The organism is Rhizobium gallicum bv. gallicum R602sp, assembly GCF_000816845.1.
GTDB lineage: Bacteria > Pseudomonadota > Alphaproteobacteria > Rhizobiales > Rhizobiaceae > Rhizobium > Rhizobium gallicum.
Genome location: NZ_CP006877.1, coordinates 4,119,432 through 4,133,237, shown reverse-complemented (window position 1 = coordinate 4,133,237; position 13,806 = coordinate 4,119,432). Strand labels below are relative to the sequence as shown.

At 56.9% G+C, this 13,806-nt stretch carries 12 protein-coding genes; 9 read left to right on the top strand and 3 right to left on the bottom strand.

Features of this window, described 5'->3' with window-relative positions; translation table 11 throughout:
• The first annotated feature begins 40 nt into the window (after positions 1 to 40).
• The 8 genes from hemE to RGR602_RS20070 all read left to right on the top strand — a co-directional run bounded on the left by hemE (position 41) and on the right by RGR602_RS20070 (position 8,676).
• Positions 41 to 1,003: a uroporphyrinogen decarboxylase gene (hemE, locus tag RGR602_RS20105; protein ID WP_039846550.1), complete on the top strand. Its 963-nt coding sequence runs from the start codon at positions 41 to 43 to the stop codon at positions 1,001 to 1,003.
• Positions 1,004 to 1,005: 2 nt separating this feature from the next.
• On the top strand, positions 1,006 to 1,542 hold the full coding sequence (hemJ, locus tag RGR602_RS20100; RefSeq protein WP_039846549.1) for a protoporphyrinogen oxidase HemJ: 537 nt from the start codon (positions 1,006 to 1,008) through the stop codon (positions 1,540 to 1,542).
• A gap of 193 nt (positions 1,543 to 1,735) precedes the next feature.
• On the top strand, positions 1,736 to 3,001 hold the full coding sequence (gene rho / locus RGR602_RS20095) for a transcription termination factor Rho (RefSeq protein ID WP_022718404.1): 1,266 nt from the start codon (positions 1,736 to 1,738) through the stop codon (positions 2,999 to 3,001).
• Between the two features lie 88 nt (positions 3,002 to 3,089).
• Complete coding sequence (gene mnmE, locus RGR602_RS20090) at positions 3,090 to 4,406, top strand: tRNA uridine-5-carboxymethylaminomethyl(34) synthesis GTPase MnmE (RefSeq protein ID WP_039846548.1); 1,317 nt, start codon at positions 3,090 to 3,092, stop codon at positions 4,404 to 4,406.
• A gap of 37 nt (positions 4,407 to 4,443) precedes the next feature.
• On the top strand, positions 4,444 to 6,318 hold the full coding sequence (gene mnmG / locus RGR602_RS20085) for a tRNA uridine-5-carboxymethylaminomethyl(34) synthesis enzyme MnmG (protein ID WP_039846547.1): 1,875 nt from the start codon (positions 4,444 to 4,446) through the stop codon (positions 6,316 to 6,318).
• Between the two features lie 22 nt (positions 6,319 to 6,340).
• Positions 6,341 to 6,958, top strand: coding sequence for a 16S rRNA (guanine(527)-N(7))-methyltransferase RsmG (locus RGR602_RS20080; RefSeq protein WP_039846546.1), 618 nt, complete (start codon positions 6,341 to 6,343; stop codon positions 6,956 to 6,958).
• Positions 6,959 to 6,977: 19 nt separating this feature from the next.
• A complete protein-coding gene (locus RGR602_RS20075; protein ID WP_039846545.1) occupies positions 6,978 to 7,772 on the top strand; it encodes a ParA family protein in 795 nt (264 codons plus the stop codon).
• A 19-nt stretch (positions 7,773 to 7,791) separates the two neighbouring features.
• The gene (locus RGR602_RS20070) at positions 7,792 to 8,676 is read left to right on the top strand and encodes a ParB/RepB/Spo0J family partition protein (RefSeq protein ID WP_039846544.1); all 885 of its coding nucleotides are present in this window, start codon (positions 7,792 to 7,794) and stop codon (positions 8,674 to 8,676) included.
• Positions 8,677 to 8,679: 3 nt separating this feature from the next.
• Here RGR602_RS20070 and holA read toward each other — a convergent pair whose 3' ends face one another.
• Genes holA through leuS form a run of 3 tightly spaced genes read right to left on the bottom strand, consistent with a single transcriptional unit; the run spans position 8,680 to position 12,870 of the window.
• Positions 8,680 to 9,717 (bottom strand): DNA polymerase III subunit delta, encoded by a 1,038-nt coding sequence (gene holA, locus RGR602_RS20065; protein ID WP_039846543.1) that lies wholly within the window; start codon positions 9,715 to 9,717, stop codon positions 8,680 to 8,682.
• An 11-nt stretch (positions 9,718 to 9,728) separates the two neighbouring features.
• Positions 9,729 to 10,250 (bottom strand): LPS assembly lipoprotein LptE, encoded by a 522-nt coding sequence (lptE, locus tag RGR602_RS20060; RefSeq protein WP_039846542.1) that lies wholly within the window; start codon positions 10,248 to 10,250, stop codon positions 9,729 to 9,731.
• Positions 10,240 to 12,870 (bottom strand): leucine--tRNA ligase, encoded by a 2,631-nt coding sequence (leuS, locus tag RGR602_RS20055; protein ID WP_039846541.1) that lies wholly within the window; start codon positions 12,868 to 12,870, stop codon positions 10,240 to 10,242. Before leuS ends, lptE begins: the two co-directional genes overlap by 11 nt.
• A gap of 198 nt (positions 12,871 to 13,068) precedes the next feature.
• Between leuS and RGR602_RS20050 the strand changes: the two genes are divergently transcribed.
• Complete coding sequence (locus tag RGR602_RS20050; RefSeq protein ID WP_039846540.1) at positions 13,069 to 13,728, top strand: YggS family pyridoxal phosphate-dependent enzyme; 660 nt, start codon at positions 13,069 to 13,071, stop codon at positions 13,726 to 13,728.
• The last annotated feature ends 78 nt before the right edge of the window (positions 13,729 to 13,806 follow it).

Below are 13,806 nucleotides of genomic sequence, written 5' to 3'. Positions count from 1 at the left end.
TCTCGACGGCGAAACTCTCTCCCCTCCGCCGGTCTGGCTAATGAGACAGGCAGGTCGTTATCTCCCGGAATACCGGGAAACGCGTGCAAAGGCCGGAAGCTTCCTCGATCTTTGCTATTCACCCGAACACGCTGTCGAAGTGACGCTGCAGCCCATCCGCCGCTACGGCTTCGATGCGGCGATCCTCTTCTCTGACATTCTCGTCATTCCCGATGCCATGAAGCGCAATGTGCGTTTTACGGAAGGCCATGGTCCAGAGATGGAGCCGATCGACGAGGCTGGAATTTCACGTCTGGATGCGGAAGGAGTTATCGACTATCTGAAGCCGGTGTTTGAGACCGTACGGCGGTTGCGCGCGGAGCTCCCGGAAGAAACGACGCTTCTCGGCTTTTGTGGTGCGCCCTGGACGGTGGCAACCTACATGATTGCGGGTCGCGGCACACCTGACCAAGCGCCTGCGAGGCTTTTCGCCTACCAGTATCCAAAAGCATTTGAACGGCTGTTGATGCTGCTTGCGGATATCTCCGCCGAGTATCTCGTGACGCAAATAGATGCCGGCGCTGATGCCGTGCAGATTTTCGATTCTTGGGCCGGCGTCCTTGGGGAAAAGGAATTCGAGGCTTATGCAATCAAGCCAGTTGCTCGGATGATTGCCGTTATCAAGGCACGGCGTCCGAATGCGCGGGTCATCTCGTTTGCCAAGGGTGCGGGCTATCTTTTGAAGACCTACAGGCAGAAGACCGGTGCTGACGCGATTGGTCTTGATTGGTCGGTACCGCTTGAATTTGCTGCTGATCTTCAAAAGGAGGGAGCGGTTCAAGGCAACCTTGATCCGATGAGGCTTGTTGCCGGCGGGCGGGCGCTTGAGGAGGGTGTCGACGAAATCTTGGCGCATCTCGGTGGCGGGCCGCTGATCTTCAACCTCGGTCATGGAATCACGCCGCAGGCCGATCCGGAAAATGTTCGCCTGCTTGTCGAACGTGTTCGCCGCGGCGGGAATTGATGATGGAAAGGCAGACGGATCAGCGACCTGGTAGCTACGCACGGCGACGAGCGCATTTTGCCCTCGTCCTCTTTGCGCTGCTTGCTGTCGGGCTGTTCGTATGGAACCCGGACGACCTCTATCTGTGGATCAAGGCGCTGCACATTATCGCGGTGATCTCCTGGATGGCCGGGCTGTTCTACATGCCGCGGCTCTTCATCTACCATACGGATGCGGAGCCAGGTTCAGCGCAGTCGGAGACCTTCAAGATCATGGAGCGACGCCTGCTGAATGTCATCATGAACCCGGCGATGATGCTGACTTGGGTCTTTGGCTTGTATCTGGCTTGGTCTGTCTACGGTTTTCAGGGCGGCTGGCTGCATGCCAAGCTCGCCCTGGTCGTGCTCCTGAGTGGCGTTCACATGTTTTTCAGTCGAGCGGTTGATGCTTTTGCCCGTGACGAAAACCGACGGTCGGCGCGGTATTGGAGATTCATGAATGAAGCGCCGACGCTGCTGATGATCCTGATTGTCATCCTTGCCGTCGTTAAGCCGTTTTGAATTGAATAGACGCGGCTTAAATTTACTTCATTTTTAGAAGCCCCCTTGCGGGCTCGTATCTTAGTCGCTATTTTCCGCGCATCTCATCTTCGTGGCATGTGTTTTGAGTTCAGTCGTCTGCGAGCCCTTTCGCAACACCGAAACGACGCAACATAGCCTTCTCCCCTTCGAAATATAGAGTAATGGTCACTTCATGGCTGAAATGAAGCTTCAGGAACTTAAGAGTAAATCCCCGACCGATCTTCTGGCGTTCGCCGAATCGCTCGAGGTCGAAAATGCAAGCACCATGCGCAAACAGGAACTGATGTTTGCGATCCTGAAGGTTCTCGCGAGCCAGGATGTCGAGATCATCGGCGAAGGCGTCGTGGAAGTCCTGCAGGATGGTTTCGGCTTCCTGCGTTCGCCAAACGCTAACTATCTGCCGGGTCCGGACGATATTTATATTTCCCCTTCGCAGATCCGCCGATTCTCGCTGAAAACTGGCGATACGGTCGAGGGACCCATCCGCGGTCCGAAGGAAGGTGAGCGCTATTTTGCTCTGCTCAAGGTGAATACGATCAATTTCGACGATCCGGAAAAGATCCGTCATAAGGTTCACTTCGACAATCTGACGCCGCTTTATCCGAATGAACGATTCAAGATGGAACTCGACGTTCCGACATCGAAGGATCTGTCTTCGCGCGTCATCGATCTCGTGGCGCCGCTTGGCAAGGGCCAGCGTGGTCTCATCGTCGCGCCGCCCAGAACCGGTAAGACCGTCCTTCTGCAGAATATTGCGCACTCGATCACCGCAAATCATCCGGAATGCTACCTGATCGTTCTGCTGATCGACGAACGTCCTGAGGAAGTGACGGACATGCAGCGTTCGGTGCGCGGTGAAGTGATTTCTTCCACATTCGACGAGCCAGCTGTGCGTCACGTGCAGGTGGCCGAGATGGTGATCGAAAAGGCAAAGCGGCTTGTCGAACACGGCCGCGATGTCGTCATCCTGCTTGATTCGATCACGCGCCTCGGACGCGCCTACAACACCGTGGTGCCCTCTTCCGGTAAGGTTCTGACAGGTGGTGTCGATGCAAACGCTCTGCAACGGCCGAAGCGGTTCTTCGGCGCTGCCCGTAACATCGAAGAAGGCGGCTCGCTGACGATTATCGCGACGGCACTCATTGATACCGGCAGCCGTATGGATGAAGTCATCTTCGAAGAATTCAAGGGCACCGGTAACTCGGAAATCGTTCTGGATCGTAAGGTAGCGGACAAGCGCATCTTCCCGGCGATGGATATTCTGAAGTCCGGCACGCGCAAGGAGGATCTGCTTGTCCCGCGTCAGGACCTGCAGAAAATCTTCGTGCTTCGACGTATTCTTGCCCCCATGGGAACAACCGACGCGATCGAGTTTCTTATCGACAAGCTGAAGCAGACGAAGAGTAATCCGGATTTCTTCGAGTCGATGAACACGTAACAGATAGCCGGCCGTCGATAATAAAGCCGGTCATTTTTCGTGGCCGGCTTTTGTTTTTGAAGAATCCGCGCGGCCAGAGTAACCGAGGATGTCGAACGAAACCATCTATGCGCTGTCGAGCGGAGCAGTCCCCTCCGGCGTTGCGGTTATCCGCCTCAGTGGTGCGAAGACACGTGATGCTGTGCAATTGCTGACAGGCGACGTTCCACCGGCGCGCAGGGCGTCGCTGCGAACGATTCGTTTGCGTAACGGTTCAATCATCGACAGCGGTTTAGTACTCTTCTTTCCATCTCCGGCGTCTTTTACAGGCGAAGACTGCGCCGAGCTCCAGATGCATGGCAGCCGGGCCGTCATTAATGCGCTATTCGAAGAACTGGAGACGATCGACAGCGTGCGGATGGCGGCCGAAGGGGAATTCTCGCGTCGGGCTTTTGAAAACGGCAAGCTCGACCTCGTCGAGATCGAGGGTTTGGCCGATCTGATAGCTGCGGAAACGGAGATGCAAAGACGCCTGGCGGTCGAGCATAGCCAGGGAAAACTCTCCCGACTGTACGATTCGTGGGCGGAACGATTGACGCGGGCTCGCGCCCTGATCGAAGCCGAACTCGACTTTGCCGATGAAGATGACGTACCCGGTTCCGTATCGGATCTGGTCTGGGATGATGTCGGCCGACTCCAGGTGGAGATAAAAAGCCATCTCGCCCACGCGCACGCCGGCGAGATTATCCGCGATGGCTTCAAGGTCGTTATCGCGGGGGCGCCGAATGCCGGAAAATCGACCCTAATGAATGCCCTTGCACGGCGAGAGGTTGCGATCGTGACCGACGTCGCGGGAACGACGCGGGATGTTCTTCACGTAGATCTCGATATCAATGGCTTCCTCGTAAAACTTTATGATACGGCAGGTTTGCGGGAAGCAAATGAACTCGTGGAGCAAGAGGGTATCCGGCGTGCGACGCAGGTCATCTCTGAAGCGAGCCTTGTCCTCTATCTCGAGGACATGGCAGAGGGTACGCGTGCGCTCCAGCCAATCGCCAATGCGGAAGTCTTGCGGATCGGGACAAAGGCCGATATATCCGCGGGAAATGGTCCGGACGCCTACGACCTGACAATATCTGCCGTCACCGATGCGGGATTGGTTGCCCTTCGCGCCGCCATCGCCGAGCGGCTGGAGCGGCAGCTAGGCAGCCATAGCCTGGCGATTCCAAGCCGCAAGCGGCAAAAGGATTCGCTTGCGGAATGCCTGAAGGCGATCGAGGCAGCCTTGGTGGATCCGCCGGCAGAGCTCGATATTAGAGCCGAGAACCTTCGTATCGCAGGCAACGCCTTGGGCAGGATTACAGGGCGCGTCGATGTTGAGAATTTACTTGACGTGATCTTTTCAGAATTTTGCATCGGAAAATGATTCACGTGAAACACTGGAAGCGTGCGAGAAGGGCGAAATGAGTGTCTATCAGTACGACGTCGTTGTGATCGGAGGTGGTCACGCAGGGTGCGAAGCGGCCAGCGCAGCAGCCCGCCTCGGCGCTCGCACGGCCCTGGTGACGCATCGGCGCGACACGATCGGGGTCATGTCCTGCAACCCTGCGATTGGCGGTCTTGGTAAAGGCCACCTGGTGCGTGAGGTAGATGCATTGGACGGTCTCATGGGTCGTATGGCCGATGCAGCCGGCATCCAGTTCCGGATGCTCAATCGCAAAAAGGGTCCGGCGGTTCGAGGCCCACGCACCCAGGCCGATCGGAAGCTTTATCGAGCCGCAATGCAAGCAGCAATCGAAGCTACTGATAATATTGGGGTTATCGAGGGCGATGCCTTTGATATTGATATATCAGACGGCCGCATCACGGGCGTCGTCATGAAAGATAGCCGGATTCTAAGCTGCGGCGCCGTCGTCCTGACGACAGGAACCTTCTTGCGCGGGCTGATTCATATCGGGGACAAGACGATTCCTGCGGGCCGCGTCGGCGAAGATCCGTCTCTCGGTTTGTCTGGAACATTGTCTCGCCTCGGGCTTCGGCTCGGTCGCCTAAAGACCGGCACGCCAGCGCGCCTTGACGGGAAAACGATTGATTGGGCATCCGTCGGCCGCCAAGGCGCAGATGAGGAGAGAACGCCGTTCTCATTCATGACCGATGCAATTACGAATCCCCAGATTGAATGTGGGGTAACGCGGACGACGGCTGCAACACATAAACTCATCCAGGACAACCTGCATCGTTCGGCAATGTATTCCGGTCAGATCGAGGGCGTTGGACCGCGCTATTGTCCCTCTATCGAAGACAAGATCGTGAAGTTCGGCGAGCGGGATGGGCATCAGATTTTCCTCGAGCCAGAAGGCTTGGACGACGATACCGTCTATCCGAATGGTATTTCGACGTCGCTGCCGGCAGAGGTTCAGGATGCCTTCATCCGAACCATACCGGGCCTCGAAAAGGTTTCTATCATCCAACCCGGCTATGCGATCGAATACGATCACGTCGATCCGCGTGAGCTGACACCTGCTCTCGAAGCGAAGCGAATGCCGGGGCTTTACCTCGCAGGGCAGATCAACGGAACGACTGGTTATGAGGAGGCAGCGGCCCAAGGGCTCATGGCGGGTCTCAATGCCGCGCGGCGGGCGGGCAATCAAACACCGGTCTATCTGAGCCGCACAAACTCCTACATCGGCGTCATGATTGACGATTTGACGTCGAGGGGCGTTGCCGAGCCCTATCGCATGTTCACCTCGCGCGCGGAATACCGCCTTTCGCTGCGTGCGGATAACGCCGACATGAGGCTCACTCCGATCGCGGAGGAGATCGGATGTCTGGGAGAAGCTCGTCGTGCCAAATTCCACGAATACAAACGGGCTCTTGATGGTGCGCGAGAACAGCTGAAGGCGTTGCATATCACGCCGAACGACGCCCGGCGGTTTGGCTTGAAGATCAATTTGGATGGGCAGCGGCGTTCGGCCTACGAGTTGCTCGCCTACCCCGATTTCGACATGGGGCTGCTGTCAAATGTATGGCCCGAGCTTAAAGCATTGAGCAAGCCGATCGCGCAGGCCGTTGAAATCGAAGCTTCATATGCCGTCTATATGCGCCGGCAGTCTTCAGATATTGTTGATATCCAACGTGACGAGAATCGCCTCATTCCAGACGATTTCGACTATTCAACTTTGGCTGGCCTTTCGAATGAGCTCAAGCAGAAGCTTGGTACGCAGCGGCCGTTCAATGTCGCTCAAGCTGCACAGCTAGATGGTATGACGCCCGCGGCCATCTCTCTTCTGCTCGTTCATTTGCGAAAGATAGAGGCTGCACAGCGGTCGGTCGCTTAAACACACGTTTTGAGAGTCTTCCATGGAGTTGAACGGTCAAAGTGTTTCACGTGAAACACAAGACAGACTTGAGCATTTTGTTGGCCTCTTTGGCAAGTGGTCCAAATCCATCAACCTCGCCGCTCCCTCGACGTTGAGTGATACATGGCAAAGACATGTCGCCGACAGCGCGCAGATCTTTCAACTGAGCCCCGGCCCCAAACGGTGGGTGGACATGGGGAGCGGCGGCGGATTTCCCGGCGTGATCACCGCTATCTTTCTGGCCGAGCTTGGAGATGGGTGGGCTCATCTTATTGAGAGCAACAACAAGAAGGCGTCCTTCCTCAGGTTGGCCCTTCGCGAGACCGGCGCACGCGGTTCCGTGCATTCTGTCCGCATCGAGGACGGACCGGCTATTGTCCCGTCCTGCGAGGCTATCTCCGCACGGGCCCTCGCGGATCTCGATAAACTCTGCGACTTTGCGGAGCCCTGGATGCTTCTCAATAAAGATACTCGCGCATTTTTTCATAAAGGCCGGGATTACGCTGCTGAAATTGTCAAGGCACGTGGTCGTTGGCGATTTGATCTGCTAGAACACCGAAGCGTTGTCGAGAGAGATTCGGTGATTCTCGAGATCTTCAATCTCCAGCGCGTGGTTTAACAGTTCGGATGATGCGGCCATGGCCTTTGAACGAAACCGGATAATTACAATAGCCAATCAAAAGGGTGGTGTTGGCAAGACGACCACTGCCATTAACCTGGCGACCGCGTTGGCTGCCATCGGCGAACGAGTCCTGATCGTCGACCTCGATCCTCAGGGTAACGCAAGCACTGGCCTCGGGATCGATCGAAAAGATCGCAAACTCTCTTCTTATGACTTGCTGATTGGTGAGGCCGGGGTGACGGAGGCGTCTTTGCCCACCGCTGTTCCAAATCTTTCGATCGTGCCGTCGACAATGGATTTGCTCGGTATCGAAATGGAAATCGCTCAGCAGAGCGATCGGGTATTCAAGCTGCGCAAGGCTCTTTCGACTCCTCAAGCCTTTGAATTTACTTATATTTTGTTGGATTGCCCGCCTTCTTTCAACCTGTTGACGATGAACGCGATGGCTGCGGCGCATTCCGTTTTGGTTCCGTTACAATGTGAATTTTTCGCATTGGAGGGGTTAAGTCAGCTCTTGGAGACGGTTGATCAGGTTCGACGAACGGTAAATCCACGTTTGGATATCCAGGGCATCGTGCTGACGATGTTCGATGCGCGAAACAATCTTGCCCAGCAAGTGGTGAGTGACGTTCGATCCCATCTCGGCGAGAAAGTTTATCACACGCTCATCCCGCGCAATGTCCGTGTTTCCGAAGCGCCTTCATATGGTAAGCCTGCGATCCTTTATGATTTGAAATGCGCCGGTAGCCAGGCATACCTACAGCTGGCCTCCGAGGTCATCCAGCGTGAACGCCAGCGTCTCGCCGCTTAAGCTTCAAGTGAGTATCCCAATGAATGACGATGTATCGAAGAGACGTTTAGGTCGCGGCCTTGCTGCACTGATCGGTGAAATGGATCAGCCGGTGCCTGTCGAGGGCGAAAAGAGCGGTGTAAGTGCAGACCGTCTCATCCCGATCGAGTTTGTCAGCCGGAACCCGCGCAATCCGCGGCGTTTTTTTGATGATAGCGAGTTGCACGATCTTGCCAGCTCTATTCGCCAGCATGGTATCGTACAGCCAATCGTTGTTCGTACGCATGCAACGAACCAGTATGAAATAATAGCCGGCGAAAGAAGATGGCGCGCCGCCCAGCTCGCAGGTCTTGTCGAAATTCCGGTGATCATCCGCGATGTCGACGACAAGACGGCGCTCGAGATCGCGATCGTCGAGAATGTTCAGCGATCGGACCTCAACCCCCTCGAAGAGGCGCTGGGTTACGAGCAGCTTATCGCCGAATACGGCTATACTCAGAACGACCTGGGCGAGATCATCGGCAAAAGCCGAAGCCATGTCGCAAATTCTTTGCGCCTGCTCAAGCTTCCAGAACCTGTCCGTGAGTTTCTTGCGGCCGGCAGTCTGTCGGCGGGTCATGCACGTGCACTGGTTCCAACATCGGATCCGACGGCCCTTGCCCGCACGATCGTCTCGAAGGGAATGTCCGTCCGCGATGCCGAAAAGCTCGCGCAGAACGATATCAAGGCGCAATCCGAGCCGCAGCGTACGGCTGCTCCACGTGATCAGAAGGATTCTGATACACTCGCACTCGAGCGCACGCTTTCCGACACACTTGGGCTTGATGTTACCATCAATCACAAGTCCAGCGGCGGCCAGATCCGCATTGCTTATAAATCGCTGGAGCAGCTTGAAGAAGTCTGCCGGCTCCTAGAGCGGCGGTAAGCCTTACCCTTTTCGCCCGCTTTGAAGCGTTGTGGACAGCAATGTTTGCAGCGCGATGCTGTCCTCCAGGCTCTGACGCCTTCTTGTCTGCAGGATTGCCGACTGCAGCCTGCTTGTTTCACGGCTGATGGCGTCTGCATTCCAGGTGCGTAGCGCCTGTTCGATAATCGGTTTGCGTCGGAAATGCAGATGGCGACCATGGGTCTGCATAACCTGAGCTGCCTGAAGCCGCTTTTCATCCATTTCTGCGCGCATCGCGTCCAGAAGCTGAAACTGTTTCAGGCAAGCTTGAATGACGAGGAAGACAGCTGTCTTGGATGTCGTGATCTTCTGCATGGCATGCAGGAAATTGCCGGTGTTTCCGCTTAAAATGGCGTCCACGGCTTCGTCGACCGAAATGGCGCTGGCGTCGCCGATGATCTCGGTCACATGATGTTCCTCGATTGTCTCCATGCCGCGGCAGTAGAGGGCGAGTTTTCTGACCTCATTGCGTGAAGCGATGCGATCACCGCCGATGAGTCCGATCAAAGCTTGCCTTGCGGCAGGCGTGATGCGCAGGCCTTCTGATGCCAACTCACTGTCGATCAAACCATTCAAGGCGCGTGCATCATCCGAATAGCAGGGGATCGCAACGATGCTGCGCGTGCCTTCGGCGAGCTTGCGAAGAAGAGAGCCCTTCTTCAGGTCTCCGGCTTCCACGATGATGGACGTTGCGTCGAGCGGCTTTTGGGAAAGGTGGTCGAGTGCGTCGACCAGATATTTTTCATTCGCCGCGCCCCGTACCCAAAGGAGTTTTTCTCCTCCGAAAAGTCCGATAGTACCCGCCTCATCCAGCAGGCGCCCGGGATCCTTCTGTAGGTCGCCGATGTCGAGTTTGATAAGCGAAAAAGGATCATCCAGAGCAACGCTGCTTTTCCCGGCTATTTGCCCCGCCCGTTCGGAAACCAGGCCACGATCCGGCCCGTAGATGACGAAGATGCGGTAGGCGGAAACCGAACGTTGAAGGAAGCCTTCAAATTCGTGAGATTTAATTTCCGCCACGCCCTTTTTCCTCAGCGACCGAGCGCGCCGGCAATATCCAAGCCGACAAGTTCGGCAGCCTGGCGTGCCGCGCGGTTCTCGGCATCGCGGATTGCGCGCTGCTTGGCAAACTCTTGGGTTGGGAAATCGACAAGCGCCGTAGCGTAGCGGTTACCCGACTTGATGACCTGGCCGTCCGCCGTCGCCTGCAGCGTGTAATCCACGCTGACGGTCACGCGACCGGCGCGCGACGTGTCGGAAGATTCGACAAGAAGTGCATCAACGACGTCAGATCGCACATGAAGCTCTACCTCGTAGGCCGGCTTGACGGGCTCGCCGGCGCCGCGCGTAGCAAGGAAGATCAGTCGGTTGCGAACTTCTTGTTCGACACGAGTCGTTGCGTCCGAGAAGCCGACGGAAGCGAGCTTGCCGGCAACTCCTGACGTTTCCGAGTAAAGGGGACGAACCTGGCAGGCGGAAAGCAAGGCTGCAAACGCAAGGACGACGGTGATTGCGGCGCCGCGTGCGAGCCTGGGAGCGATATCAAACGACAATGTTCACAATCCTTTGCGGAACCACAATAATTTTCTTCGGCGCCTGACCGTTCATCGCATTGATGACGGCGTCGAGTTTCAAGACCGCCTGTGTCACGGCATTCTGATCTGCGTCTTTAGAAATTGTCAATTCGGCGCGTTTCTTGCCGTTAATCTGGACCGGCAACACGACGTCGTTCTCCACGACCAGAGCTTCGTCATAGACGGGCCAAGGGGTGCGGGCGAGCATCTCGCTGTTGCCAAGCGCCGCCCAGCATTCTTCGGCCAGGTGCGGCGTCATGGGCGCCACGAGCTGAACGAGAATTTCCGCCGCGTTACGAACAGCGGCGCAATAGGCGACGTCGCCCTCGCCTGCCGCTACTTTCGCCAGCGGGCCAGACAAAATATTCACGAGTTCATAGATGCGCGCGACGGCCTTGTTGAACCAAAGCTTGTCGTAGTCGTTCTGGACAGCCTTCAAGGTTTTATGGGCTGACTGGGAGATCGAAAGCGCATCTCCATCCTTAGCCGGATTCGGCGATATGGAAGCCAGGGCTTCGGATGCTTCGGAAATCAAGCGCCAGAGGCGCTGCGTGAAGCGATGTGCCCCTTCGACACCTGCTTCCGACCAGATCACATCACGCTCGGGCGGTGAATCCGAGAGAACGAAGAACCGCGCCGTGTCAGCGCCGTAGGAAGCTATGATGTCATCCGGATCGACGACGTTCTTCTTGGATTTCGACATTTTCTCGATCGATCCGATTGAGACCTCCTCGCCCCCTTCCAGCAGGAAGGCGCGACGTTTGCCCTCGATCTCTTCGATACGAATGTCTGCAGGCGCCACCCAGTCGCGGCTCATGCCCGAACCGCGGCTGTATGTCTCATGGACGACCATGCCCTGGGTGAAGAGGCCCTTGAATGGCTCCTTAACGTCAACATGACCCGTCTCGCGCATCGCACGCGTGAAGAAACGCGAATAGAGCAGATGCAGAATGGCGTGTTCGATGCCGCCGATATACTGATCGACGGGAAGCCAACGGTTTGCGACAGCCGGATCGGTGGGGACACCTTCCCAAGGTGCCGTAAAGCGCGTGAAGTACCAACTCGAATCGACGAAGGTGTCCATCGTGTCCGTTTCGCGCCGGGCGTTGTTGCCGCAGGTTGGGCAGGCGACATGCCGCCAGGTCGGGTGGCGGTCGAGCGGATTGCCCGGCTGATCGAAGGTTACGTCCGCGGGCAGCTTGACGGGCAGGTCCGTCTTCGGCACCGGCACGACACCGCAGGCATCGCAATGGACAACCGGGATCGGGCAGCCCCAATAGCGCTGGCGCGAAATGCCCCAGTCGCGCAGGCGGAAATTCACCTTGCGTTCGCCCTGCGGCACATTGCCGAGCATCGTTGCCGCCAGGTGGTCGGCAACGATGCTGAAGGCTTCGTCCGTCGGTTTGCCGTCAAGGAAGCGGGAGTTGATCATCACGCCGTCGCCGTCGTAGGCGGTGTCACCGATCGTGAAGGCTGTGGCATCGCCGTCCTTCGGCATGACCACCGGAACAACTGGCAAACCATATTTGCGCGCGAAATCGAGGTCTCGCTGGTCGCCGGACGGGCAACCGAAAATAGCGCCCGTGCCATAGTCCATCAGTACGAAATTGGCGATATAGACCGGAAGTTCCCACGATGAATCAAGCGGATGCTTGACCCGGATACCGGTATCCATGCCCTTCTTCTCGGCCGTCTCAAGGGCTGCCAGCGAGGTGCCGGCCCGGCGGCACTCTTCGCAGAAGGCTTCGATAGCTGGATTTGACGCGGCAGCATCCTTTGCCAGGGGGTGATCGGCTGCGATCGCAAGGAAGGAGGCGCCAAACAGCGTGTCGGGACGTGTGGTATAAACCGTCACCTCGGTTTCGCCGGCAGGCGCCGTCTGCGGCACGATTTCCCAGCGGATCATCAGACCCTCGGAGCGGCCGATCCAGTTCTTCTGCATCAGACGAACTTTCTCCGGCCACTGGTCGAGTGTATCCAGAGCGTCAAGCAGATCCTGGCTGAAGTCAGTTATCTTGAAGAACCACTGTGTGAGTTCCCGCTGCTCGACCAGAGCACCCGAACGCCAGCCGCGGCCGTCGATAACCTGTTCATTGGCAAGAACGGTATTGTCGACCGGGTCCCAATTGACTTTCGACTGCTTCCGGTAGACCAGGCCTTTCTCCAGGAAGTCCAGGAAAAGATGCTGCTGATGCTGGTAGTATTCCACGTCGCAGGTGGCAAACTCCCGGCTCCAATCGAGCGAAAGCCCCATGGCCTTCAACTGCGATTTCATCGAGTCGATATTCTGGTAGGTCCACGACGCCGGATGGACGCCGCGCTCCATGGCGGCGTTTTCCGCCGGCATCCCGAAGGCATCCCAGCCCATCGGGTGCAGGACATTGAAACCGCGGGCCCGCTTGTAACGGGCCACGACGTCACCCATCGCGTAGTTGCGCACATGGCCCATGTGAATTCGGCCCGACGGATAGGGAAACATTTCAAGTACATAGTATTTTTCGCGCGGATCGGCGTTGTCGGTCTCAAAGACCTTCGCCTCGTTCCATTTTTGCTGCCAGCGGGGCTCGGCATCGCGCGGATTATAACGTTCGGTAGCCATGGTATTCGAATTTCCGGAAAATCAGGGGAGGTTGGTGGTGACCTTCACCATGAAACCGCTGTAGCGTCAAGTTTTGCAGGTACTGCAAGCGCCCCTCCCTCGCGGTGAACTGCTTTTTGGTAGACAGGGCCTTGGCAAGAATGTCAGGCGCGGTTAGTGCATGCCATCCTCCTTTTGCGGACATGTCGGGATAAGATAATGGAACTTCAAGAGCGGTTGAACGATGTTCGCACGCGCATTTCGGCAGCAGAGCGTCAGTCTCAGCGTCCTGCCGGATCGGTTCAACTCGTTGCCGTGTCGAAGACCTTCGATGCGGAGGCCATCCGCCCCGCGATTGCGGCTGGTCAGCGCTTTTTCGGCGAGAACCGCGTTCAGGAAAGTCAAGGCAAATGGCCGGAACTCAAGACCGAGACGCCCGGCATCGAGCTGCACCTTATCGGACCGCTGCAATCGAATAAGGCAGCGGATGCCGTTGCGCTCTTTGATGTCATAGAAACCGTCGACCGGGAAAAGATTGCCCGCGCGATCGCCGGGGAAATGAAAAGGCAAGGTAAGACCGTTCGGCTCTATGTCCAGGTGAATAGCGGTTTAGAACCGCAAAAGGCCGGTATTGCGCCCGCCGATACACCCGCATTCGTCGATTTTTGCCGGAATGAGCTCGGCCTTTCGATCGAGGGCCTGATGTGCATTCCCCCAGCCGAGGAAAATCCCGGTCCGCATTTTGCCCTGCTGGCTAAGATCGCAGGAAAATGCGGTGTCGAAAAACTCTCAATGGGCATGTCGGGGGACTACGAAACCGCCGTGGCCTTCGGTGCGACGAGCGTGCGCGTCGGATCCGCTATTTTCGGCGCGCGTTAGTCTTCTGCTTTTGTCGGGCTTCCGGTCCAGCCTCCCCTCGCCTAAACTCGCCAGACGGCGCGTATGTCCTGGGGAGGA